The organism is Kitasatospora sp. NA04385 (genome assembly GCF_013364235.1).
In the GTDB taxonomy this organism is placed as follows: domain Bacteria; phylum Actinomycetota; class Actinomycetes; order Streptomycetales; family Streptomycetaceae; genus Kitasatospora.
Map to the genome: position 1 here is coordinate 5,813,730 of NZ_CP054919.1, position 22,053 is coordinate 5,835,782.

Consider the following 22,053-nt stretch of genomic DNA (forward strand, 5'->3'; position numbering starts at 1 on the left):
GGGGCAGGGCCCGGACGGCTGTGTTCGCCGACCGGGCCCTGCCCGCTGCGCCCACCCCCGTCCGTCCTACCCCTCGATACCGGTGGCCCGCCGTCGTGTCGCCGTCTGCGCACCGTTCCACCCCCTGAGGAGCAAGACCGTGAAGACGATCGAAGACCTGGAGGTCTCCGGCAAGCGGGTGTTCGTCCGCGCCGACCTCAACGTGCCGCTGTCCGGTGACACCATCACCGACGACGGCCGGATCCGCGCCGTCGCGCCGACCATCGCCAAGCTCGTCGAGCGCGGTGCGCGCGTGGTCGTCGCCTCCCACCTGGGACGTCCCAAGGGCGAGCCGGACCCGAAGTTCTCCCTCGCGCCGGTGGCCGTCCGCCTCGGCGAGATCCTCGGCCGTCCGGTGGCGTTCGCCACCGACACCGTCGGGGACAGCGCGAAGGCCACCGTCGCCGCCCTCGGCGACGGCGAGGTCACGCTGCTGGAGAACCTGCGCTTCAACGCGGGCGAGACCGCCAAGGACGACGCCGAGCGCGGCGCGTTCGCCGACGAACTGGCCGCCCTCGCGGACCTGTACGTGGGCGACGGCTTCGGCGCGGTGCACCGCAAGCACGCCTCCGTCTACGACCTCCCGGCCCGGCTGCCGCACGCGGTCGGCGACCTGATCGCCACCGAGGTGGGCGTCCTCAAGCGTCTCACCGAGGACGTGGCCCGCCCGTACGTGGTGGTGCTCGGCGGCTCGAAGGTCTCCGACAAGGTCGGCGTGATCGAGAACCTGCTCGGCAAGGCCGACCGGATCCTGATCGGCGGCGGCATGATGTACACCTTCATCGCGGCCCAGGGCCACGGCGTGGGTGCCTCGCTGCTCCAGGAGGACCAGATCCCGGTCGTCCAGGACTACCTGAAGCGCGGCGCCGAGCAGGGCGTGGAGTTCGTGATCCCGCTGGACACCGCGGTCTCCGGCAGCTTCCCGGACGTCAAGACCGGCGCCCCGGTCGAGGACTACGCGGTCGTCGACGTGGACGCGATCCCGGACGGCGCGCTCGGCCTGGACATCGGCCCGAAGACCGCGCAGCTGTTCGCGGAGAAGATCGCCGACGCGAAGACGGTCTTCTGGAACGGCCCGATGGGCGTCTTCGAGCACCCGGCGTTCGCCGACGGCACCCGGGCGGTCGCCCAGGCGCTGCTCGACTCCGACGCGTTCACCGTGGTCGGCGGCGGCGACTCGGCGGCGGCGGTCCGCACCCTGGGGTTCGACGAGGCGAAGTTCGGACACATCTCGACCGGCGGTGGCGCGAGCCTCGAGTACCTGGAGGGCAAGACCCTCCCCGGTCTCGCCGCCCTGGAGGACTGAGAAAGACATGACTGAGCGTCTCCCGCTGATGGCGGGCAACTGGAAGATGAACCTCGACCACCTCGAGGCCATCCAGCACACCCAGAAGCTGGCGTTCTCGCTGGCCGACAAGGACTACGAGGCCGTCGAGGTCGCCGTCCTGGTCCCGTTCACCGACCTGCGCTCGGTGCAGACCCTGGTCGACGGCGACAAGCTGAAGCTGAAGTACGGCTCGCAGGACATCTCGCAGCACGACGGCGGGGCCTACACCGGCGAGGTCTCCGGCCCGATGCTGGCGAAGCTGAAGGTCGCCTACGCGGTGATCGGCCACTCCGAGCGCCGCCAGTACCACGGCGAGAACGAGGAGATCGTCAACGCCAAGGTGAAGGCCGCCTACCGCAACGGGATCACCCCGATCCTGTGCATCGGCGAGCCGCTGGAGATCCGCAAGGCCGGCACCCACGTCGCGTACACCCTCGCCCAGCTCGACGGCGCCCTCGACGGCGTCCCGGCCTCGGACGCCGAGAGCATCGTCGTCGCGTACGAGCCGGTCTGGGCGATCGGCACCGGCGAGGTCGCCACCCCCGAGGACGCGCAGGAGGTCTGCGGCGCGATCCGGGCCCGCCTCGGCGAGCTGTACGGGGCCGAGCTGGCCGGCAAGGTCCGCGTGCTGTACGGCGGTTCGGTGAAGTCCTCGTCGGCGGCCGGTCTGATGGCCAAGCCCGACGTCGACGGCGGCCTGATCGGCGGTGCCTCCCTGGACGCCGACGAGTTCGTCAAGATCGTGCGCTACCGTGAGCAGGCAGTAGGCTAACGCCCCTGCGGCAACGTAGGCTTTGGGGCCGGACCGCGAGGAGCGGGCCCGGCCCCTTCGCCGAAGATTCGAGAGAGTTGGTCCGTCGTGGTTCTCGGGTTCGAGATTGCTCTGATCGTCCTCAGCGCGCTGCTGATCCTGCTGGTGCTGCTGCACAAGGGCAAGGGCGGCGGCCTGTCCGACATGTTCGGCGGCGGCGCGGCCTCCACCGGTGGCGGCTCCGCGGTGGCCGAGCGCAACCTCGACCGGATCACCGTGACCCTGGGCATCGCCTGGTTCGCGTGCATCGTGGTCCTCGGGCTGCTGCTCAAGAACAACTGAGACGAAGTCGGCGGGCGATGGTGGCGATGCCTTAACTCCCGCTTACACTAGGACGACTTCGCCACCGTCCGCCCAGCCGCGGCCGGACGGCACCAGCACGCAGGGAGTCAGACCGTGGCAAGTGGCAACGCGATCCGAGGCAGCAGAGTCGGCGCCGGCCCGATGGGCGAAGCGGAGCGCGGCGAGTCCGCCCCGCGCAACCGCATCTCCTTCTGGTGCGCCAACAAGCACGAAACACGCCCCAGCTTCGCCGCCGAGGCGGCCATCCCCGACACCTGGGACTGCCCGCGCTGCGGCTTCCCGGCCGGCCAGGACGAGCACAACCCGCCCGCCCCGGCCCGCAACGAGCCCTACAAGACCCACCTCGCCTACGTGCGCGAGCGCCGCACCGACGCGGACGGCGAGGCGATCCTCGCCGAGGCGCTGGCCAAGCTGCGCGGCGAGATCTGAGCCACGGCACGACAGCGCGAAGGGCGCCACCGGTCACCGGTGGCGCCCTTCGCGTCTGCCCGTCCGCCGGGTGTCCGCTCCCGGCGGCGCCGGGAACGCGGAAGGCCCGGCCCCCGGGTGGGGGCCGGGCCTTCCGCGGCCTTCGGGCGGTGCGGCGTCAGGCGAGCTTCGCCGCGGCCGCCTCGTCCAGCAGCCACAGCGTCCGCTCGGTGCCGTGGACCGCACCGGCCGGGGCCGTGGCGGCTCCGGGGGCGGTGCGGGCCAGGGCGACCGCCCCGGCCTTGTCCTCGCCCGCGGCCAGCAGCCAGACCTGACGGGCCCGCCGGAGGGCGGGGAGGGTCAGGGAGAGGCGGGTGGGCGGGGGCTTGGGCGAGTCGTGGACGGCGATGACGGTGCCGTCGGCCCGCTCGGTGCCGGGGTGGCCGGGGAAGAGCGAGGCGACGTGCGCGTCGGGGCCGACGCCGAGCAGCAGGACGTCGAAGACCGGCAGCGCTTCGCCGGGCGCGGCGGCCGCGGCCAGGTCGGCGGCGTACCGCTCGGCGGCGGCCTCGGCCGGGGTGCCGTCGGCCGGGGGCATCTCGTGCACCCGGGCGCCCAGCGGCCGGACGGCGTCCAGGAACGCGGCGGCCTGGACGGCGTTGCGCTCCGGGTCGCCGGCCGGCAGGTAGCGCTCGTCGCCCCACCACAGTTCGACGTGTGCCCAGTCGACCGCGTCGCGCGCCGGGTGGGCGGCGAGCGCGGCCAGCAGGGCGTTGCCGTTGCGGCCGCCGGTGAGCACCAGGTGCGCGGTGCCGCGGGCGGACTGGGCGTCGACCAGGGCGGTCAGCAGCCGGGCCGCCGCCGCCTGGGCGAGCAGCGCGGCGTCCCGGTGGACCAGGACCAGGTCGCCGCTCACTGGCCGCTCCGCTTGCGCGGGGCGGCCGCCCTGGTGGCGGTCTTCCCGGCCGCGGCCTTCTTGGCGGCGGGGGCGGCCTTCTTCGGCAGCTTGGCCGTCACCCGGGCGGGGCCGGCGACCGCGGCCTCGACGACCTTGTCCTCCGCCGGGGCGTCCGTCGGGGCCCCGGCGGCGGCGTGCGCCTCCACGGTGCCGCCGGGGCCCGCGTGCTCGACTCCGGCGATCCGCTCGCGCAGCCGGTCGACCGGGGTGCGGACGGCGGTGGCGTAGATGTCGTCGGGGTCGAGGCGGCGCAGCTCCTCGGCGATCAGCTCGGCGGTGTCGCGGCGCTTGAGCGCGACCATCCGGTCGGGCGCGCCGGGCATGCAGAGCGTGCCGAGCAGGCCGTCGGGGCGGTCGAGCGTGATGTCGCCGTCCGCGGTGCGCAGCCGCACCGCGGTGATGCCGGGGCCGCCGGTGACGACCCGCTCGACCGGGACGCGCAGGCGGTTGTGCAGCCACAGGCCGAGCAGTTCGACGCTGGGGTTGTACGACTCGCCCTCGACCACGGCGCCGGTGATGGTGACGTCGCGCTGGTCCAGGGCGGCGGCCAGCATGGAGCGCCAGCCGGTGATCCTGGTCCAGGCGAGGTCGGTGTCGCCGGGGGTGTAGCCGGCCGCCCGCTGGGCGAGCTGGCCGACCGGCGACTCGGCGGTCACCGCGTCGGTGATCCGGCGCTGGGCGAGCGCGCCCAGCGGGTCCTGGGCCGGGTTGAGCGGGGCGTTGTCCGGCCACCAGACCACCACGGGGGCGTCCGGCAGCAGCAGCGGCAGCACCACCGACTGGGCGTGCGCGGCGAGTTCGCCGTGCATCCGCAGGATGACCGTCTCGCCGCTGCCCGCGTCGGTGCCGACCAGGATCTCCGCGTCGAGCCGGGTCTCGGCCCGGGCGCGGGGCGAGCGCCCGGCCCGCTTGATGACGGCCAGGATGCGCGAGGGGTGCTCGCGGGAGGCGTCGTTGGCGGCCTTGAGCGCGTCGTACGCGCTGCCCTCGTCCGTCACGATGACCAGGGTCAGCACCATGCCGGCGGCGGTCGAGCCGCTCTCCCGCCGGGCGTTCATCAGCGCTGCGTTGATCTTGCTGGACGTGGTGTCCGTCAGGTCGATCTTCATGGCCGGCGCCAGCTCCTGCCGTCTCGTGCGAGCATCTCGTCCGCCTCGACCGGACCCCAGGTGCCGGCCGGGTACTGCGCGGGCTTGCCGTTGGCTTCCCAGTACTGCTCGATCGGGTCGAGGATCTGCCAGGACAGCTCGACCTCCTGGTGCCGCGGGAAGAGGTTCGCGTCGCCGAGCAGGACGTCCAGGATGAGGCGCTCGTACGCCTCCGGGCTGGACTCGGTGAAGGACTCGCCGTAGGCGAAGTCCATCGTGACGTCGCGGACCTCCAGCGCGGTGCCGGGGACCTTCGAGCCGAACCGCACGGTGACGCCCTCGTCCGGCTGGACGCGGATCACCAGGGCGTTCTGGCCGAGCTCCTCGGTGGCGTAGGAGTCGAACGGCAGGTACGGGGCGCGCTGGAAGACCACCGCGATCTCGGTGACCCGGCGGCCCAGCCGCTTGCCGGTGCGCAGGTAGAACGGCACGCCCGCCCAGCGGCGGTTGTTGATCTCCAGCTTGATGGCCGCGTAGGTGTCGGTGCCCGACTCGGGGTTGATGCCGTCCTCGTCGAGGTACCCGAGCACCTCCTCGCCGCCCTGCCAGCCCGCCGCGTACTGGCCGCGCACGGTGTGCGCGCCCAGGTCGGCGGGCAGCTTGACGGCGCTGAGCACCTTCAGCTTCTCGGCGACCAGCGCCTTCGGGTGGAAGGACGCCGGCTCCTCGATGGCGGTCAGCGCCATCAGCTGGAGCAGGTGGTTCTGGATGACGTCACGGGCGGAGCCGATGCCGTCGTAGTAGCCGGCCCGGCCGCCGATGCCGATGTCCTCGGCCATGGTGATCTGCACGTGGTCGACGTACGACCGGTTCCAGATCGGCTCGAACATCTGGTTGGCGAAGCGCAGCGCCAGGATGTTCTGGACGGTCTCCTTGCCCAGGTAGTGGTCGATCCGGAAGACCTCGTCCCGGGGGAAGACCTCGTGGACGATCCGGTTCAGCTCCTGGGCGCTGGCCAGGTCGTGGCCGAACGGCTTCTCGATCACCGCCCGGCGCCAGGAACCCGCCGGCGGGTCGGTCAGGCCGTGCTTCTTGAGCTGCTGGACCACGGTCGGGAAGAACTTCGGCGGCACCGACAGGTAGAACGCGAAGTTGCCGCTGGTGCCCTGCGCCCGGTCGAGGTCCTCGATGGTGCGGCGCAGGGTGTCGAATGCCTCGTCGTCGCCGAAGTCGCCCTGGACGAAGCGCATGCCCTTCGCCAGCTGCTCCCAGACCTCCTCGCGGAAGGGCGTGCGGGCGTGCTCCTTGACGGCGTCGTGCACCTCGTTGGCGAAGTCCTCGTCCTCCCACTCGCGGCGGGCGAAGCCGACCAGCGAGAAGCCCGGCGGCAGCAGGCCGCGGTTGGCGAGGTCGTAGACCGCCGGCATCAGCTTCTTGCGCGACAGGTCGCCGGTGACGCCGAAGATCACCAGGCCGGACGGCCCGGCGATCCTCGGCAGCCGCCGGTCGGCGGGGTCGCGCAGCGGGTTGACGGGCCGGTCCGGGGTGTCTCCCGCGGCCGGCTCCGTGCCCTCCACATCCGGGTACGGCTGGGTGTTGCTCACTGTGGTGTGCTCCGCTTTCGTTGCGTCAGGTCGTGAGCAGGAGTCAGTTCTTGCCGTGCGCTTCGAGCGCCGCGGTGACGGTGTCGAGCAGCTCGGTCCAGGAGGCCTCGAACTTCTGCACGCCCTCGTCCTCCAGCACCTGGACCACGTCGTCGTAGTCCACGCCCGCGGCGGCGACCGCGTCGAGGACGGCCTTGGCGTCGGCGTAGTTCGGGGTGATGGTGTCGCCGGTGACCTGTCCGTGGTCGTCGGTGGCGTCCAGGGTGGCCTCGGGCATGGTGTTCACGGTGCCCGGGGCGACCAGCTCGGTCACGTAGAGAGTGTCCGGCAGGTTCGGGTCCTTGACGCCGGTGGAGGCCCACAGCGGGCGCTGCGGCTTGGCGCCGGCGGCCTCCAGGGCGGCCCAGCGGGCGGAGGCGGGCTTGCTGCCGTCGACCGAGCCGTAGACCTCCTCGTACGCCTGGTAGGCGAGGCGGGCGTTGGCCAGGGCGGCCTTGGAGCGCAGCTCCTTGGCCTCGGGGGTGCCGACGGCGTCCAGGCGCTTGTCGATCTCGGTGTCCACGCGGGAGACGAAGAACGAGGCGACGGACTCGATCTGGGAGAGGTCGAGGCCGGCGGCCTTGGCCTGCTCCAGGCCGCTCAGGTGGGCGTCGATGACGGCCTTGTAGCGCTCCAGCGAGAAGATCAGCGTGACGTTGACGCTGATGCCCTTGGCGAGCACCCGGCTGATCGCGGGCAGGCCGCCCAGGGTGGCGGGGATCTTGATCAGCACGTTGGGGCGGTCGACCAGCCACCACAGCTGCTTGGCCTCGGCGACGGTGGCGTCGGTCTCGTGGGCCAGGCGCGGGTCGACCTCGATGGAGACCCGGCCGTCGCGGCCGTTGGTGGCGTCGTAGACCGGGCGCAGCACGTCGGCGGCGTCGCGCACGTCGGAGGTGGTGATCATGCGGATCGCCTCCTCGGTGGTGACCTTGCGGACCGCGAGGTCGGTCAGCTGGCCGTCGTAGGCGGCGCTGCCGCTGCCGATGGCCTTCTGGAAGATGGTCGGGTTGGTGGTGACGCCGACGACGTGCTTCTCCTGCACCAGCTCGGCCAGGTTGCCGGAGTTCAGGCGCTCGCGGCTCAGGTCGTCGAGCCAGATCGCCACGCCTTCTTCGCTGAGGCGGTTCAAAGCGTCGGTCATGGTGCTCAGTCCCTCTTCTTCTTTTCGTACGTCTGGTGGAGTCCGGGAAGCCGGCCCGGGGTAGTGCGGATACCCCGGACCGGGCGGGTCAGCGCGTCAGCGGGAGACGGCCTCGACCGTGCGCAGCGAGGCGCGGGCGGCGTTGGCCACCGCGTCGGCGGTGATGCCGAACTCCTGGTACAGCACCTGGTAGTCGGCGGAGGCGCCGAAGTGGTCCAGGCTGATGATCCGGCCGGCGTCGCCGACCAGCTCGCGCCAGCCCTGGGCGATGCCCGCCTCGACCGAGACCCGGGCCCGGACGTTCGGCGGCAGCACGCTGTCGCGGTACGCCTGGTCCTGCTCGTTGAACCACTCCACCGACGGCAGCGAGACCACCCGGGTCGGGACGCCCTCGGCCTGCAGCGCCTCGCGGGCCTGCACGGCGAGCTGCACCTCGGAGCCGGTGCCGATCAGGATGACCTTGGGCTCGCCGCCCTCGGCCTCGGCCAGCACGTAGCCGCCCCTGGCCGCGCCCTCGGCGGAGCCGAACACCTCGCGGTCGAAGGTCGGCACGCCCTGCCGGGTCAGCGCCAGGCCGACCGGGCCGGGGTGGCTGGTCTGCCGCTCCAGCACGGTGCGCCACACCACGGCGGTCTCGTTGGCGTCCGCCGGGCGGACCACCGCGAGGCCGGGGATGGCGCGCAGCGCGGCCAGGTGCTCGACCGGCTGGTGGGTCGGGCCGTCCTCGCCGAGGCCGATCGAGTCGTGCGTCCAGACGTAGACCACCGGCAGCTTCATCAGCGCGGCGAGCCGGACCGCGGGGCGCATGTAGTCGGAGAACACCAGGAAGGTGCCGCCGAAGATGCGGGTGCGGCCGTGCAGCGCGATGCCGTTCATCACCGAGCCCATGGCGTGCTCGCGGATGCCGAAGTGGACGGTGCGGCCGTACGGCGAGGCGCTCTTGAGCGGGTTGCCCTCCGGGAGGAAGGAGGACTCCTCGTCGATGGTGGTCAGGTTGGACTCGGCGAGGTCCGCGGAACCGCCCCAGAGTTCGGGGACGAGCTTGCCGACCGCCTTGAGGGTGTCGCCGGAGGCCTTGCGGGTGGCGACGTCCTTGCCGGCCGGGAAGACCGGGATCGCCTTCTCCCAGCCGTCGGGCAGCTCGCCGATCTGGATCCGGTCGAACTCGGCGGCGCGCTGCGGGTTGGCGGCGCGCCAGTCGGCGAGCTCGGCGTCCCAGGCGGCGCGGGCGGCCTGGCCGCGCTGGACGACGCCGCGGGCGTGCGCGACGACCTCGTCGGAGACCTCGAAGGTCTTCTCCGGGTCGAAGCCCAGCACCTTCTTGGTGGCGGCGATCTCGGCGTCGCCGAGGGCCGAGCCGTGCGCCTTGGCGGTGTCCTGGGCGTTCGGCGCGGGCCAGGCGATGACGGTGCGCATCGCGATGATCGACGGCCGGCCGGTCTCGGCCCGGCCGGCCTCCAGCGCGGCGGCCAGCGCGGCCACGTCGATGTCGCCGTCGGCCTTCGGGGCGACCCGCTGGACGTGCCAGCCGTACGCCTCGTAGCGGGCCAGCACGTCCTCGGAGAAGGCGGTGGCGGTGTCGCCCTCGATCGAGATGTGGTTGTCGTCGTACAGCGCGACCAGGTTGCCCAGCTTCTGGTGGCCGGCCAGCGAGGACGCTTCCGCGGAGATGCCCTCCTCCAGGTCGCCGTCGGAGACGATGGCCCAGACGGTGTGGTCGAACGGCGAGGTGCCGGGCGCCGCGTCCGGGTCGAACAGGCCGCGCTCGTAGCGGGCGGCCATCGCCATGCCGACCGCGTTGCCGATGCCCTGGCCGAGCGGGCCGGTGGTGGTCTCCACGCCCGCGGTGTGGCCGTGCTCGGGGTGGCCGGGGGTGCGGCTGCCCGCGACCCGGAAGGCCTTCAGGTCGTCCAGGGACAGCCCGTAGCCGGACAGGAACAGCTGCGTGTACAGCGTCAGGGAGGTGTGCCCGGGGGAGAGCACGAAGCGGTCGCGGCCCACCCAGGCCGGATCGGTCGGGTCGTGGCGCAGGAAGCGCTGGAAGATGAGGTACGCGGCGGGAGCCAACGACATGGCGGTGCCGGGGTGCCCGTTACCCACCTTCTGCACGGCGTCCATGGCCAGGACCCGGGCCGTGTCGACGGCCCGCTGGTCCGCCTCGCTCCACTCAAAGACGTTCGGCGTGGTGCTCACCCTTACTCAGGGCTCCTTCCGGATTCTGTGAAGTGTGACCCCGTGAAGGGGACCGGTCGGCCACGCCGCTGTGGCTGGTGCCGATCACGGAGGGTTGATCCCGCTTCTCTGTGCGAGCCTACCGTTTGCGGCGCACCTCACCCTCTGTGCCGGGGCAACGTGAGACCGCGGCGCCGCATTCCGCCACCGCGACGTCAACTGCTCTGTCCCACCTTCGCCCGGACGGGGAGGGTTTGCCCGGTCCGAAGGGCGAGACGCGGGCGGGCGCGGCTCGCCGGGGACCCCGGGGCGGATCGGGAGATATGGAACGTCTATGGTGGCGTGGTACGCGCAGAGCGGACGGCGGGCACCCTGCGGGTCTCCGGGACGCCTGTGGAAGTTCATCGACTGTTGAGGTGTCCGTGACCGCCGTCGAATCCCGCCCCGCAGGGGTGGTGGTAGGGACGAGGACCGCGCCCCGGCCGTTCGGGGCCCGCGTCGGGGCCTTCGTGGCCCTCACCAAACCCCGGATCATCGAACTGCTGCTGATCTCCACGGTGCCGGTGATGTTCCTGGCCCAGGGCGGCGTGCCCAACCTGTGGCGGGTGCTCGCGGTGGTGGTCGGCGGCTACCTGTCGGCGGGCGGCGCCAACGCGCTCAACATGTACATCGACCGCGACATCGACGCCGTGATGTCGCGCACCGAGCGGCGCCCGATCGTCACCGGCATGGTCTCCCCGCGCGAGGCGCTGGTCTTCGGCGTCGTGCTGGCCGTGGTCTCCACCCTGTGGCTCGGCGTCCTGGTCAACTGGCTCTCCTCGGCGCTCGCGCTGGGCGCGCTGCTGTTCTACGTCTTCGTCTACACCCTGGGCCTCAAGCGCCGCACCTCGCAGAACGTGGTCTGGGGCGGCATCGCCGGCTGCATGCCGGTGCTGGTCGGCTGGTCCTCGGTGACGAACTCGGTGTCCTGGGCGGCCGTGGTGCTGTTCCTGGTGGTGTTCTTCTGGACGCCGCCGCACACCTGGGTGCTGATGATGAAGGTCCGCGACGACTACGCCAAGGCGGGCGTGCCGATGCTGCCGGTGATCCGCGGCAACATCGGCGTCGCCAAGCAGGTCGTCGCCTACTCCTGGGTGATGGTCGCGACCTCGCTGCTGCTGTGGCCCGCCGCGCACACCAGCTGGCTGTACCCGACCGCGGCCGCCGTCCTCGGCGCGCTGTGGATGAAGGAGGCGTACGCCCTCCAGGCCCGCGCCAAGGCCGGCATCGTGGGCGCCAAGCTCAAGGAGATGCGGCTGTTCCACTGGTCGATCACGTACCTGACCCTGCTGTTCCTGGTTGTCGCGATCGACCCCTTCGTGGGCTGACGCCCGCCCCGATCCCTCTCTCGGCCTCAGCGCGGCGGAAGCTCGCTGGGGCCGACGTGGTTCTCCAGCCACTCGTGCAGCGGCGCCGCCGCGTGCAGGAAGCCGGTGATCCGGCCGTACGCCTTCGCGGTGCCCAACCAGGCCGCGGGCTCCCACTCCTGCCAGGCGATCAGGCCCTTGTGGCGCAGCAGTTCGATCCGCGGGTGGTCCCTGGCGGTGCCGCGCGGCGCGGTCTTCAGGCTGTCCCGCCCGACCACCTGCGGCCCGGCCGCCCGGACGGCCGCCACCACCCGCTCCAGCTCGGCGCCCGGCACGTCCTCGGCCACCGCGGCGCGGTAGCGGGCCAGTTGGTCGCTCGCCAGGTGGTAGTAGCCCAGCCCGCAGGCCAGCCCGTCGGCGGACAGCTGCACGTAGCCGCCGGACTCCAGGTACCCGCCGACGTGCGTCTTGTACGGGGACTTGTCGGCGGAGAACCGGACGTCCCGGTTCGGCCGGAAGACCTTCCCCGGCCCGAACTCCGGCTCCAGCCGGGCCAGCAGCGCCTCCATCGGCGCCCGCACGGCCTCGTCGTACACCGCGCGGTGCGCGGCCCAGAAGGTCTTCGAGTTGTCGGCCTCCAGGTGCTCGTAGAACTCCAGCGCCTCGGCCGGCCAGCCACGGAAATCGTTCACCCGGACAGTATTCACGCCGCGCGGCCCGGGCTGCGGCCGTCGGAGTGACGCCCCGCCGGGGGAGGCCGGTCCCGGGAGGACCCGCGGCCCGGCCCGCTGCTAGGTTGCGGACGTCCGCCGAGAGCACGGGGAGAGCGCGATGACCATCCGCAGCACCACGGTCGCCGTGGTCGGGGCCGGGCCCGCCGGGCTGGTGCTGGCCCACCTGCTGCGCCGGGCGGGGCTCGACGTCACCGTCCACGAGCGGCTCACCCGCAGCGCCCTGGAGGGCGCCGCCCGGGCCGGCGTCCTGGAGCACCGGGTGGTGGAGTACCTGCGCCGGCTGGGCCTGGCCGACCGGCTGACCGCCGAGGGCGAGCGGCACGGCCGCTGCGAGATCAGCTGCCTCGGCGAGGAGGTCACCGTCGACTACGGCGCGCTCTCCGGCGGCGCCCGGCACTGGGTGTACCCGCAGCAGCTGCTGGTGCGCGACCTGGTCGACCGGTACCTGGCGGACGGCGGCACCATCGCCTTCGGCTCGCCCGTCGAGGCGGTGGTACCGGACGCGGCGGGCCGGCCGGTGCTGCGCACCCCGGACGGCGAGCTGCGGGCCGCGTACGCGGTCGGCTGCGACGGCGCGCACGGCGTGGTCGCCGCCGCCTTTCCCGACGGCGCCGAGGGGCCGGGCCGCCGCTACCCGTACGACTGGCTGACCGTGCTGGCCCGGATCGACCGGCCGGTGGCTGCGGTGCGCTACGCGGTGCACGCCGACGGGTTCGCCGGGATGATGCCGCGCACCGCGGACGTCGGCCGGTTCTACCTGGAGGTGCCCGCGGGGGAGCGGCTGGAGGGTTGGGACGCGGACCGGATCCGGGCCGCGCTGGTGCACCGGCTGGGGCTCGGCGGCGCGGCCCCGGTGCCCGGCGAGCTGCTGGAGACCGGCGTGCTGCGGATGCGCGGCCGGGTCGCCCGCCGGATGCGGCACGGGCGGCTGCTGCTGGCCGGGGACGCGGCGCACACCGTCACCCCGTCCGGCGCCAAGGGCCTCAACTCGGCCGTCGCCGACGCCGCCGACCTGGCCGGCGCGCTGCCGGCGGCGCTGGACGGCGACGACGGCGCGTTGGACGGCTACCAGCGGCGCCGGCTGGAGGCCGCCTGGCGCACCCAGGAGTTCTCCGACCGCCTGCTCGACCTGCTCCACCTCCCTGCCGGACTGCCGCCCGAACAGCGCGAGTTCGCGCTGCGGCTGCGGCTGGAGCGGATCCGCCGGATCGCCGCCCCCGGCCCGGAGGGCGCCGCCTTCGCCCGGGACTACGCCGGGGCGGGCGAGCTGGCCGGGCCCGGGGTGTGGCCCCCGGCACAGCGCTCCGCCGTCGCCAGCCGCACTACCGCTCGGTAGCATTCGGGCATGACCAACGCGGAGACCGCCACCACCGCCGCGCCGGACGCCCGCGCCGAGCGCCGCGCCAAGCGCATTGCCAAGCACCTGAGCAGCTTCGCCGCGCAGCACGGCGGCAGCGCCGAGGGCGTCGTGGAGTACGTCGGCACCATCGGCACCCGGATCGTCCTGGTCGGCGCCGACGGCACCTGGGGCGACCAGGTCGCGCCGAGCTACGCGATCGGCCGCCGGGCGGCCGAGCTGGCCGGGCTCACCCTGCGGGACGAGTTCGACGGCGAGCTGGGCCTGAAGGTGCGGACCGGCCCGTACGAGTGGAAGCGGATGGCGGGCATCCAGATCTGACCGGCCCGCCGGGCCGATCCGGGGCAACAACAGGAGCGCGGACGATCGTCCGCGCTCCGCTGCGTTCAGTGGGCCCGCGGCCCCGGTCCCCCGCCGGTCCGGCGGGTGGCGGGGGCGGGCGGTTCAGGCGACCAGTTCGGCGGCGGGGGCGGCGGCCTGGGCCGGGATGCCGGCCCGGCCGCGCAGGGCCAGCGGCACCCGCAGCGCGGCGCCCCAGATCAGCGCGGCGCCCAGCATGTGCAGGCCGACCATGACCTCGGGGGCGTCGGTGAAGTACTGCACGAAGCCGAGCACGCCCTGCAGCAGCAGCAGGACGAACAGCTCCCGCACCCGGGCCCGGGCGGCCGGCGGGGCCTTGACCGCGGCGAACACCAGCAGCGCGGCCAGCGTCAGGCCCACCGAGAGGAACACCAGGTCGGCGTGGGCCTGGACCAGGCGGTCGTAGTCGACCGGGATGCGGTACACCGGCTTGCCGTCCTTGCTGGAGGCGCCCGGGTGGTGGCCCGCGCCGGTCACCAGGGTGCCCGCCAGCACCAGCAGGCCGATCACCCCGACCAGCACCCGGGCCAGCAGCCGGATCGGCTCCGCGACCAGGGCGCGCGGCTCGCCGTCGCCCTCCGCGGCGCGCTCCCAGGACAGCACCGCGACCCAGACCAGGCCCATCGCGGCGACCATGTGGGCGGCCACGATGTACGGGTTCAGGCCGGTCAGCACGGTGATGCCGCCCAGCACCGAGTTGCTCATCACCATCCAGAACTGGGCCCAGCCGAGCCTGGTCAGCGCGTGCCGCCACGGCTTCGCGCAGCGCGCGGCCAGGATGAACCAGCCGACCGCCGCGCACAGCACGTAGGTGAGCATCCGGTTGGTGAACTCGATGACGCCGTTGATGCCCATCGCCGGCGTCGGCGTCAGGCTGTCGGCGGTGCAGCGCGGCCAGGTGGTGCAGCCGAGCCCGGAGGCGGTCAGCCGGACGGCGCCGCCGGTCACCACGATCACCACGCTCATCACCAGCGCGGCCAGCGCCGCCCGGCGGACGTGCTGCGGGGTCGGGTGCCAGCGTTCGGCGAGGAGGGAGAGCGGGTTGGTCACCGGACCATCGTAGGCGGGCTTACACCGTGCTCCGGCCCCGGGCGGAGGGCGGGCGCGGCGGCCCGCCGGGCCCGCGGCGGGAGCGGGGGCCGGACCGTGCCGGAAGACGCGCCGGAGGACAAAAAGGATCATTTCGAGCGTGTCGGCCCATGGTCTTGACCAGTCGCACGAATGGCCGAAAGAGTGCGGTTTGGTCCATACCTTTCCCGGTTGGGCTCCTCTCCCACTCCTGCCCGCACCCACCCGCGGAGTCCTGCACATGCGCAAGTCCATATCCGCCGCCGCCGTGGCGCTCGGCGGCTCGCTCGCCCTCGCGGCCCTGGTCGTCCCGACCACGGCGACCGCCTCTCCCCCGCAGGGCGGCACCTGCTTCGACCTCGGCACCGCCGGCAAGTACGGCGAGTTCATCGAGGGCAACGACACCCACAGCCCGGACGCGGAGGGCGCGGTCGCGGTCGGCGGCAACGCCGACTTCAGCAAGTCCGGCTTCACCGTCGGCAACGAGCTCACCCGGGCCGAGGTCGACGCCCTGCCGGGCGGCTACTCGCTGGTGGTCGGCGGCGACCTGATCCAGCAGAACGCCCACGTCCAGGTCATGAAGGGCAAGGGCGTCTACGCCGGGAACCGGATCGGCAAGGGCCAGCTGGAGGGCGTCTCCAAGGGCACCTCCCCGATCGACTTCGCCAAGGAGTTCGCCAACCTGCGGCACGTCTCCACCGAGCTGGCGAAGACCACCGGCGGCGCGCCGACCGTCGACGGCCGGAGCATCACCTTCACCGGCACCGACGCGACCGCCAACGTCTTCACCGTCGCGGCCGACGTGCTGCAGAAGGCCGGCGACGTCTACCTCAAGGTCCCGGCCGGCTCCACCACGGTCATCAACGTCACCGGCGGCTCCTACGACCAGACCAAGGGCCCGACCTCCGGGTTCTGGATCTGGGACAACGCCAAGGGCGCGTACGTCCAGGACGACAAGCTGCAGTCCGCGGACGGCGGCGCCGAGCGCGCCGAGCTGCTGTGGAACCTCCCGACCGCGACCTCGGTCACCAAGCACAGCGGCAACGCCTGGCCGGGCAGCGTCCTCGCCCCGAACGCGGCGTTCAACCTGGGCACCGGCGGCCCGGTCAACGGCTCGGTGTGGGCGAAGTCGCTGACCGGCAGCGGCGGCGCCGAGACCCACCACTACCCGTTCGCCGGCTGCCTGCCCGGCGGCACCACCACCACGCCGTCCGGGAGCCCGAAGCCCTCGGAGAGCGCGAGCACCACGCCGTCCGGGAGCCCGAAGCCCTCGGAGAGCGCCACCACCCCGGGCGGCACCGGCTCGCCGACCCCCGGCGGCTCCGGGAGCCCGAAGCCGAGCGGCTCCACCGGCGCGACCCCGTCCCCGTCCGCGAGCCCGACCGGCTCCACCGGCGGCGGCGGGTCGAGCAGCGGCGGCGGTGGCGGCCTGGCGTTCACCGGTGCGGACGGCATCCTGCCGCTGACCATCGGCGGCGTCGTGGTGCTCGCCGCGGGCGGCGGCATCGTCTACGCGGCGCGCCGCAAGAAGGCCGGCAACGCCTCCTGATCCGGGAGGCGGACGGCGACGGCCCCGGGAGCAGCCGCTCCCGGGGCCGTTCCCGTGCCGGGGAGGCTCACTCCCAGCGGAAGAACCGGGCCGCGGCGGCCAGGCCCAGCACCGACCAGAGGGCGAGGAGGCCGAGGTCCGCCCAGGGGGTGCCGCCGCCGAGCTGGAGCACCGAGCGCAGGCCGTCGGAGAGCGCCGAGATCGGCAGCAGCTCCAGCACCGGGCGCACCGCGTCCGGGAACTTCGACAGCGGGACGACCACGCCGCCGGCCAGCAGCAGCAGGACGAACACCAGGTTGGCGCCGGCCAGCGTGGCCTCCGCCCGCAGGGTGCCCGCCATCAGCAGGCCCAGGCCGGAGAACGCGGCGGTGCCCAGCACCAGCAGCAGCAGGACGGCGAGCGGGTTCCCGTGCGGCGACCAGCCCAGCGCCAGCGCGATGCCGGACAGCAGCAGCACCTGGAGCAGCTCGGTGACCAGCACGCAGCCGGTCTTCGCGGACAGCAGCGCCCAGCGCGGCAGCGGCGTGGCGCCGAGCCGCTTGAGCACGCCGTAGCGGCGCTCGAAGCCGGTGGCGATGGCCTGGCCGGTGAACGCGGTGGACATCACGGCCAGCGCCAGCAGGCCCGGCGCCAGGAAGTCGACCCGCTTGCCGGGCCCGTCCACCGCGACCACGTCGACCGCGGAGAACAGCACCAGCAGCACGGTCGGGATGACCACGGTGAGCAGCAGCTGCTCGCCGTTGCGCAGCAGCATCCTGGTCTCCAGGGCGGTCTGCGCGAGCAGCATCCGGCCGACCGGGGCGGCGCCCGGGCGGGGGGTGAGGTCGGTGGCGGTCATCGCAGGTCCCGTCCGGTCAGGTCGAGGAAGACGTCTTCGAGGCTGCGCCGCTGCACGGCGAGCTTGTCGGGCATCACGCCGGACTCGGCGCACCAGCCGGTGACGGCGGCCAGCAGGGCGGCGTCCAGCTCGGCCTCGACCCGGTAGGAGCCGGGGGAGGGCTCGGTGACGGCGGCCCGGTCGGGCAGCACCTTGCGCAGGCCGGCCAGGTCGAGCCCGGGCGGGCCGTCGAAGCGCAGCTGCGCCTCGGCGCCGCGCAGCGCGTCCGGCGAGCCCTGGGCGATCACCTGGCCCCGGTCGACGACCGCGACGTCGTCGGCGAGCTGCTCGGCCTCGTCCATCTGGTGGGTGGTGAGGACGACGGTGACGCCGGCGGCGCGCAGCTCGGTGACCAGGTCCCAGGTGGCGCGGCGGGCCTGCGGGTCGAGGCCGGCGGTCGGTTCGTCCAGGAAGACCAGCTCGGGGCGGCCGACCACGGCCATCGCCAGGGCCAGGCGCTGCTGCTGGCCGCCGGAGAGCCGGCGGTAGGGGGTGCGGCCGCAGGAGTCCAGGCCGAGGCGCTCGGCGAGCGGGCCGACCGGCAGTGGGTCGGCGTACAGCCGGGCGGTGTGCCGGAGCATTTCGAGGGCGCGCGCACCGGCGTACACGCCCCCGGACTGGAGCATCACGCCGATCCGCGGCCTGAGCCGCCCGGCCTGGGCCACCGGGTCCAGGCCGAGCACCCGGACGGTGCCCGCGTCGGGGCGGCGGTAGCCCTCGCAGGTCTCGATCGTGGTGGTCTTGCCCGCGCCGTTGGGGCCCAGCACCGCCGTGACGGTGCCCCGGGCGATGGTCAGGCTCAGCCCGTCCACGGCGGTCTTGTCGCCGTACCGCTTGACCAGTGCGGTCACCTCGACGGCGGGGTCTGCATGCATACCGGCGAGTCTAGGAGCAGCTCACGCCCCCTTTCAGGTAAGGCTTGCCTTTCGTGATGGACGACACCGGTGAGGCGTGGGTCACGGCTTGTTTCCGCCGGACGAATTACGCAACAATCGTGTTGTGAAAAACATCCGCGAGCACACCGCCCAGCACCGGGAGCCCGACGCTCCCGGCTGTGCCGTGCCCGCACCGGCGGCGGAGGCCCTCGCCGAGGGCCACCCGGCGACCCGGGACCGGGTCGCCCGTTCGATCCTGGACCACGGGCCGTCCTCGGCCGCCGACCTGGCCAGCCGCCTCGGCCTGACCCCCGCCGCGGTCCGCCGCCACCTGGACGGCCTGGCCGCCGCCGGGCTGGTCGACGCCCGCGAGCAGCGGGTCCACGGCAGTCGCGGCCGCGGCCGCCCGGCCAAGGTGTTCGCCCTCACCGACAGCGGCCGCAGCGCCTTCTACCAGGCGTACGACCAGCTCGCCGCCGACGCGCTGCGCTGGATCTCGGACGCGGCCGGCGGCGGCAGCGCGGGCGAGGAGGCGGTCGCCGCCTTCGCCCGGGCCCGGCTCGCCAAGCAGGGCGAGCGCTACCAGGACGCCCTCGACCAGGCCGGCGCCGAGCAGCGCGCCGAGGCACTGGCCGAGGCGCTCAGTGCCGACGGGTACGCTGCCACGGTGCGGCGCGTCCCGTCCGCCGCCGCGGCGCCCGCCGCGCCGGCCGGCGCACAGCTCTGCCAGCACCACTGCCCGGTCGCGCACATCGCCGAGCAGTTCCCGCAGCTCTGCGAGGCCGAGACCGAGGTCTTCTCGCAGCTCCTGGGCACCCATGTGCAACGGCTGGCCACCATCGCCCACGGCGACGGGGTCTGCACCACGTATGTGCCGGCACCCGGTGCCGCACCGTCGCCCGCCCGGGCGCCCGGTGCAGTGCCGACTGCCGGTACGTCCCCCATCGAGAACGGCTCGTCCGCGCGGAGGAACCTCGCATGACTGACATCGCACACCCCGAGCTCGAAGGCCTCGGCACGTACGAGTACGGCTGGGCCGACTCGGACACCGCCGGCGCCGCCGCCAAGCGCGGCCTGAGCGAGGACGTGGTCCGCGACATCTCGGCGAAGAAGAACGAGACCGAGTGGATGCTCGACCTCCGCCTCAAGGGCCTCAAGCTGTTCGGCAAGAAGCCCATGCCGACCTGGGGCTCCGACCTGTCGGGCATCGACTTCGACAACATCAAGTACTTCGTGCGCTCGACCGAGAAGCAGGCGGAGTCCTGGGAGGACCTGCCCGCCGACATCAAGGCGACGTACGACAAGCTCGGCATCCCGGAGGCGGAGAAGCAGCGCCTGGTGGCCGGCGTCGCCGCCCAGTACGAGTCCGAGGTCGTCTACCACCAGATCCGCGAGGACCTGGAGGAGCAGGGCGTCATCTTCCTGGACACCGACACCGCGCTCAAGCAGCACCCGGAGCTCTTCAAGGAGTACTTCGGCACCGTCATCCCGGCCGGCGACAACAAGTTCGCCGCGCTGAACACCGCGGTGTGGTCCGGCGGCTCGTTCATCTACGTGCCGAAGGGCGTGCACGTGGACATCCCGCTGCAGGCCTACTTCCGGATCAACACCGAGAACATGGGCCAGTTCGAGCGGACGCTGATCATCGTCGACGAGGACGCCTACGTCCACTACGTCGAGGGCTGCACCGCGCCGATCTACTCCTCGGACTCGCTGCACTCCGCGGTGGTCGAGATCATCGTCAAGAAGGGCGGCCGCTGCCGCTACACGACCATCCAGAACTGGTCGAACAACGTCTACAACCTGGTCACCAAGCGCGCCGTGGCGTACGAGGGCGCGACCATGGAGTGGATCGACGGCAACATCGGCTCCAAGGTCACCATGAAGTACCCGGCCGTCTACCTGATGGGCGAGCACGCCAAGGGCGAGACGCTGTCGATCGCCTTCGCGGGCGAGGGCCAGCACCAGGACGCCGGCGCGAAGATGGTCCACATGGCGCCGAACACCTCCTCCAACATCGTCTCCAAGTCGGTGGCGCGCGGCGGCGGCCGGACCTCCTACCGCGGCCTGATCGAGATCGGCGAGGGCTCCAAGGGCGCCAAGTCCAACGTGCTGTGCGACGCGCTGCTGGTGGACACCGTCTCCCGCTCGGACACCTACCCGTACGTGGACGTCCGCGAGGACGACGTGTCGATGGGCCACGAGGCGACCGTCTCCAAGGTCTCCGAGGACCAGCTGTTCTACCTGATGAGCCGGGGCATGACCGAGTTCGAGGCGATGGCGATGATCGTCCGCGGCTTCGTCGAGCCGATCGCCCGCGAGCTGCCGATGGAGTACGCGCTGGAGCTGAACCGGCTGATCGAGCTGCAGATGGAGGGCTCGGTCGGCTGACGCGCCGTCAGCCCCCGCCCGTCGACCATTCCCGAAAGAGAGCAACACGAACAGCCATGGCTGAGCAGAACACCCCCGGCTCCACCACCGCCGGCTCGATCGAGGTCGGCACCGCCGGCGCCGGCGCGCAGCTCGCCGGCCCGGGCACCGGGCGCGACACCGTCCGGCAGCCGATCGACGCCCGGGTCGCCGTCAAGCCGTCCTTCGACGTCAACGACTTCCCGGTGCCCACCGGCCGCGAGGAGGACTGGCGGTTCACCCCGCTGCACCGCCTCGGCGGGCTGCACGACGGCAAGGCCGCCGAGGCGGCCGCCGGCGAGGACAAGATCGAGCTGGGCCTGCCGGAGGGCGTCACCTCCGAGCTGGTCGGCCGGGACGACGCCCGGGTCGGCAAGGCCGGCACCCCGGTGGACCGGGTCGCCGCGCAGGCGTTCAGCGCCTTCGAGCAGGCCCTGGTGGTGACCGTCCCGAAGGAGACCGCGCTCACCGAGCCGGTCCGGATCGACGTGCACGGCGAGGGCGGCGTCCGCTTCGCCCACCTGGTGGTCGAGGTCAAGCCGTTCGCCGAGGCCGTCGTGGTGCTCAACCACACCGGCTCCGGCACCCGGGCCGCCAACGTCGACCTGCTGGTCGGCGACGGCGCCAAGCTCACCTTCGTCTCGGTCCAGGACTGGGAGCGCGACGCGGTGCACGTCGCCCAGCAGAACGCGCTGGTCGGCCGGGACGCCACCTTCAAGTCGGTGGTCGTCACCTTCGGCGGCGACGTGGTGCGCCTGCACCCGCGGGTCAACTACGCGGCCCCCGGCGGCGAGGCCGAGCTGTTCGGCCTGTACTTCGCGGACGCCGGGCAGCACCTGGAGCACCGCCTGGTCGTCGACCACGACACCCCGCACTGCCGCTCCAACGTCGCCTACAAGGGCGCGCTCCAGGGCCAGGACGCGCACGCGGTGTGGATCGGCGACGTGCTGATCCGGGCCGCCGCGCTGGGCACCGACACCTACGAGCTCAACCGCAACCTGGTGCTCACCGACGGCGCCCGGGTCGACTCGGTGCCGAACCTGGAGATCGAGACCGGCGAGATCGTCGGCGCCGGCCACGCCTCCGCCACCGGCCGCTTCGACGACGAGCAGCTGTTCTACCTGCAGTCCCGCGGCATCCCGGCCGACGAGGCCCGCCGCCTGGTGGTGCGCGGCTTCTTCGCCGAGTTGGTCCAGCAGATCGGCGTCGCCGAGATCCAGGACCGGCTGCTGGAGAAGATCGAGGCCGAACTGGAAGAGACCGTGGCATGAGCTACGTCCGGGCCTGCGCGCTGAGCGTCCTCCAGGAGGACGTGCCCAAGAAGGTCGAGCTGAACGGCGTCCCGGTGGCGATCGTCCGGACCGACGAGGGCGTGTTCGCCATCAACGACACCTGCTCGCACGCCAACGTCTCGCTGTCCGAGGGCGAGGTCGAGGACTGCATGATCGAGTGCTGGCTGCACGGCTCCAGCTTCGACCTGCGCACCGGCAAGCCGTCCGGGCTGCCCGCGACCAGGCCGGTCGCCGTCTACCCCGTAAAGATCGAAGGGGACGATGTGCTCGTCTCCGTCAACCAGGAGAACTGA

21 protein-coding genes are annotated in these 22,053 nt (G+C 73.0%); 12 read left to right on the plus strand and 9 right to left on the minus strand.

What is annotated here, in order from left to right; translation table 11 throughout:
• Positions 1-139 precede the first annotated feature (139 nt).
• From pgk to HUT16_RS25835, 4 genes are all read left to right on the plus strand, one after another.
• The gene (gene pgk / locus HUT16_RS25820) at positions 140-1,345 is read left to right on the plus strand and encodes a phosphoglycerate kinase (protein ID WP_176190439.1); all 1,206 of its coding nucleotides are present in this window, start codon (positions 140-142) and stop codon (positions 1,343-1,345) included.
• Between the two features lie 7 nt (positions 1,346-1,352).
• Positions 1,353-2,138, plus strand: a complete 786-nt coding sequence (gene tpiA / locus HUT16_RS25825; RefSeq protein ID WP_176190440.1) for a triose-phosphate isomerase — start codon at positions 1,353-1,355, stop codon at positions 2,136-2,138.
• A gap of 87 nt (positions 2,139-2,225) precedes the next feature.
• Positions 2,226-2,459, plus strand: coding sequence for a preprotein translocase subunit SecG (gene secG, locus HUT16_RS25830; protein WP_176190441.1), 234 nt, complete (start codon positions 2,226-2,228; stop codon positions 2,457-2,459).
• Between the two features lie 162 nt (positions 2,460-2,621).
• The gene (locus HUT16_RS25835; protein WP_014138616.1) at positions 2,622-2,909 is read left to right on the plus strand and encodes an RNA polymerase-binding protein RbpA; all 288 of its coding nucleotides are present in this window, start codon (positions 2,622-2,624) and stop codon (positions 2,907-2,909) included.
• 157 nt (positions 2,910-3,066) lie between these two features.
• On the opposite strand, the gene pgl is transcribed toward HUT16_RS25835, so the two are convergent.
• The 5 genes from pgl to tkt form a co-directional block, all read right to left on the minus strand.
• A complete protein-coding gene (gene pgl / locus HUT16_RS25840) occupies positions 3,067-3,804 on the minus strand; it encodes a 6-phosphogluconolactonase (protein ID WP_176190443.1) in 738 nt (245 codons plus the stop codon).
• Entirely contained in the window at positions 3,801-4,955 is a 1,155-nt protein-coding gene (gene opcA / locus HUT16_RS25845; RefSeq protein WP_176190444.1) for a glucose-6-phosphate dehydrogenase assembly protein OpcA, read from the minus strand. The genes pgl and opcA overlap by 4 nt, the downstream gene beginning before the upstream one ends.
• Positions 4,952-6,511, minus strand: a complete 1,560-nt coding sequence (gene zwf / locus HUT16_RS25850; protein ID WP_176192873.1) for a glucose-6-phosphate dehydrogenase — start codon at positions 6,509-6,511, stop codon at positions 4,952-4,954. Before zwf ends, opcA begins: the two co-directional genes overlap by 4 nt.
• A gap of 70 nt (positions 6,512-6,581) precedes the next feature.
• Positions 6,582-7,721 carry a transaldolase gene (gene tal, locus HUT16_RS25855; RefSeq protein ID WP_176190445.1) on the minus strand — a complete coding sequence of 380 codons (1,140 nt, stop codon included), beginning with the start codon at positions 7,719-7,721 and terminating at the stop codon, positions 6,582-6,584.
• Positions 7,722-7,817: 96 nt separating this feature from the next.
• Positions 7,818-9,914 (minus strand): transketolase, encoded by a 2,097-nt coding sequence (tkt, locus tag HUT16_RS25860; RefSeq protein WP_176190447.1) that lies wholly within the window; start codon positions 9,912-9,914, stop codon positions 7,818-7,820.
• 401 nt (positions 9,915-10,315) lie between these two features.
• On the opposite strand from tkt, the gene HUT16_RS25865 reads away from it, so the two are divergent.
• Positions 10,316-11,260 (plus strand): heme o synthase, encoded by a 945-nt coding sequence (locus HUT16_RS25865; protein ID WP_176190449.1) that lies wholly within the window; start codon positions 10,316-10,318, stop codon positions 11,258-11,260.
• A 26-nt stretch (positions 11,261-11,286) separates the two neighbouring features.
• Here the strand turns inward: HUT16_RS25865 and HUT16_RS25870 are convergent, their stop codons facing one another.
• Positions 11,287-11,931 (minus strand): DUF2461 domain-containing protein, encoded by a 645-nt coding sequence (locus HUT16_RS25870; protein ID WP_176190450.1) that lies wholly within the window; start codon positions 11,929-11,931, stop codon positions 11,287-11,289.
• Positions 11,932-12,070: 139 nt separating this feature from the next.
• Between HUT16_RS25870 and HUT16_RS25875 the strand changes: the two genes are divergently transcribed.
• Both HUT16_RS25875 and HUT16_RS25880 read left to right on the plus strand, forming a co-directional pair.
• A complete protein-coding gene (locus tag HUT16_RS25875; protein ID WP_176190451.1) occupies positions 12,071-13,309 on the plus strand; it encodes an FAD-dependent monooxygenase in 1,239 nt (412 codons plus the stop codon).
• A 9-nt stretch (positions 13,310-13,318) separates the two neighbouring features.
• The gene (locus HUT16_RS25880; RefSeq protein WP_176190452.1) at positions 13,319-13,651 is read left to right on the plus strand and encodes a hypothetical protein; all 333 of its coding nucleotides are present in this window, start codon (positions 13,319-13,321) and stop codon (positions 13,649-13,651) included.
• Positions 13,652-13,774: 123 nt separating this feature from the next.
• Here HUT16_RS25880 and HUT16_RS25885 read toward each other — a convergent pair whose 3' ends face one another.
• On the minus strand, positions 13,775-14,740 hold the full coding sequence (locus HUT16_RS25885; protein WP_254897989.1) for a heme A synthase: 966 nt from the start codon (positions 14,738-14,740) through the stop codon (positions 13,775-13,777).
• 259 nt (positions 14,741-14,999) lie between these two features.
• Here HUT16_RS25885 and HUT16_RS25890 point away from each other — a divergent pair, with 259 nt between their 5' ends.
• Positions 15,000-16,307, plus strand: coding sequence for a choice-of-anchor A family protein (locus tag HUT16_RS25890; RefSeq protein ID WP_176190454.1), 1,308 nt, complete (start codon positions 15,000-15,002; stop codon positions 16,305-16,307).
• A 67-nt stretch (positions 16,308-16,374) separates the two neighbouring features.
• On the opposite strand, the gene HUT16_RS25895 is transcribed toward HUT16_RS25890, so the two are convergent.
• Together HUT16_RS25895 and HUT16_RS25900 are read right to left on the minus strand one after the other, a co-directional pair.
• Positions 16,375-17,145: an ABC transporter permease gene (locus HUT16_RS25895; protein ID WP_176190455.1), complete on the minus strand. Its 771-nt coding sequence runs from the start codon at positions 17,143-17,145 to the stop codon at positions 16,375-16,377.
• The gene (locus HUT16_RS25900) at positions 17,142-18,059 is read right to left on the minus strand and encodes an ABC transporter ATP-binding protein (RefSeq protein ID WP_176190456.1); all 918 of its coding nucleotides are present in this window, start codon (positions 18,057-18,059) and stop codon (positions 17,142-17,144) included. Before HUT16_RS25900 ends, HUT16_RS25895 begins: the two co-directional genes overlap by 4 nt.
• 184 nt (positions 18,060-18,243) lie before the next feature.
• Between HUT16_RS25900 and HUT16_RS25905 the strand changes: the two genes are divergently transcribed.
• Genes HUT16_RS25905 through HUT16_RS25920 form a run of 4 tightly spaced genes read left to right on the plus strand, consistent with a single transcriptional unit; the run spans position 18,244 to position 22,053 of the window.
• On the plus strand, positions 18,244-19,041 hold the full coding sequence (locus tag HUT16_RS25905) for a metalloregulator ArsR/SmtB family transcription factor (RefSeq protein ID WP_254898366.1): 798 nt from the start codon (positions 18,244-18,246) through the stop codon (positions 19,039-19,041).
• Positions 19,038-20,450 carry a Fe-S cluster assembly protein SufB gene (sufB, locus tag HUT16_RS25910; RefSeq protein WP_176190458.1) on the plus strand — a complete coding sequence of 471 codons (1,413 nt, stop codon included), beginning with the start codon at positions 19,038-19,040 and terminating at the stop codon, positions 20,448-20,450. The genes HUT16_RS25905 and sufB overlap by 4 nt, the downstream gene beginning before the upstream one ends.
• Positions 20,451-20,506: 56 nt before the next feature.
• Entirely contained in the window at positions 20,507-21,739 is a 1,233-nt protein-coding gene (gene sufD / locus HUT16_RS25915; RefSeq protein WP_176190459.1) for a Fe-S cluster assembly protein SufD, read from the plus strand.
• The gene (locus HUT16_RS25920) at positions 21,736-22,053 is read left to right on the plus strand and encodes a non-heme iron oxygenase ferredoxin subunit (RefSeq protein WP_033252501.1); all 318 of its coding nucleotides are present in this window, start codon (positions 21,736-21,738) and stop codon (positions 22,051-22,053) included. Before sufD ends, HUT16_RS25920 begins: the two co-directional genes overlap by 4 nt.

Coding starts and splice junctions, on each gene's coding strand:
- HUT16_RS25890 (WP_176190454.1), top strand. CDS start 15,000: ATGCGCAAGTCCATATCCGCCGCCGCCGTGGCGCTCGGCGGCTCGCTC.
- sufB (WP_176190458.1), top strand. CDS start 19,038: ATGACTGACATCGCACACCCCGAGCTCGAAGGCCTCGGCACGTACGAG.
- tal (WP_176190445.1), bottom strand. CDS start 7,721: ATGACCGACGCTTTGAACCGCCTCAGCGAAGAAGGCGTGGCGATCTGG.
- HUT16_RS25920 (WP_033252501.1), top strand. CDS start 21,736: ATGAGCTACGTCCGGGCCTGCGCGCTGAGCGTCCTCCAGGAGGACGTG.
- HUT16_RS25875 (WP_176190451.1), top strand. CDS start 12,071: ATGACCATCCGCAGCACCACGGTCGCCGTGGTCGGGGCCGGGCCCGCC.
- sufD (WP_176190459.1), top strand. CDS start 20,507: ATGGCTGAGCAGAACACCCCCGGCTCCACCACCGCCGGCTCGATCGAG.
- HUT16_RS25900 (WP_176190456.1), bottom strand. CDS start 18,059: ATGCATGCAGACCCCGCCGTCGAGGTGACCGCACTGGTCAAGCGGTAC.
- HUT16_RS25835 (WP_014138616.1), top strand. CDS start 2,622: ATGGGCGAAGCGGAGCGCGGCGAGTCCGCCCCGCGCAACCGCATCTCC.
- HUT16_RS25895 (WP_176190455.1), bottom strand. CDS start 17,145: ATGACCGCCACCGACCTCACCCCCCGCCCGGGCGCCGCCCCGGTCGGC.
- tpiA (WP_176190440.1), top strand. CDS start 1,353: ATGACTGAGCGTCTCCCGCTGATGGCGGGCAACTGGAAGATGAACCTC.
- HUT16_RS25880 (WP_176190452.1), top strand. CDS start 13,319: ATGACCAACGCGGAGACCGCCACCACCGCCGCGCCGGACGCCCGCGCC.
- opcA (WP_176190444.1), bottom strand. CDS start 4,955: ATGAAGATCGACCTGACGGACACCACGTCCAGCAAGATCAACGCAGCG.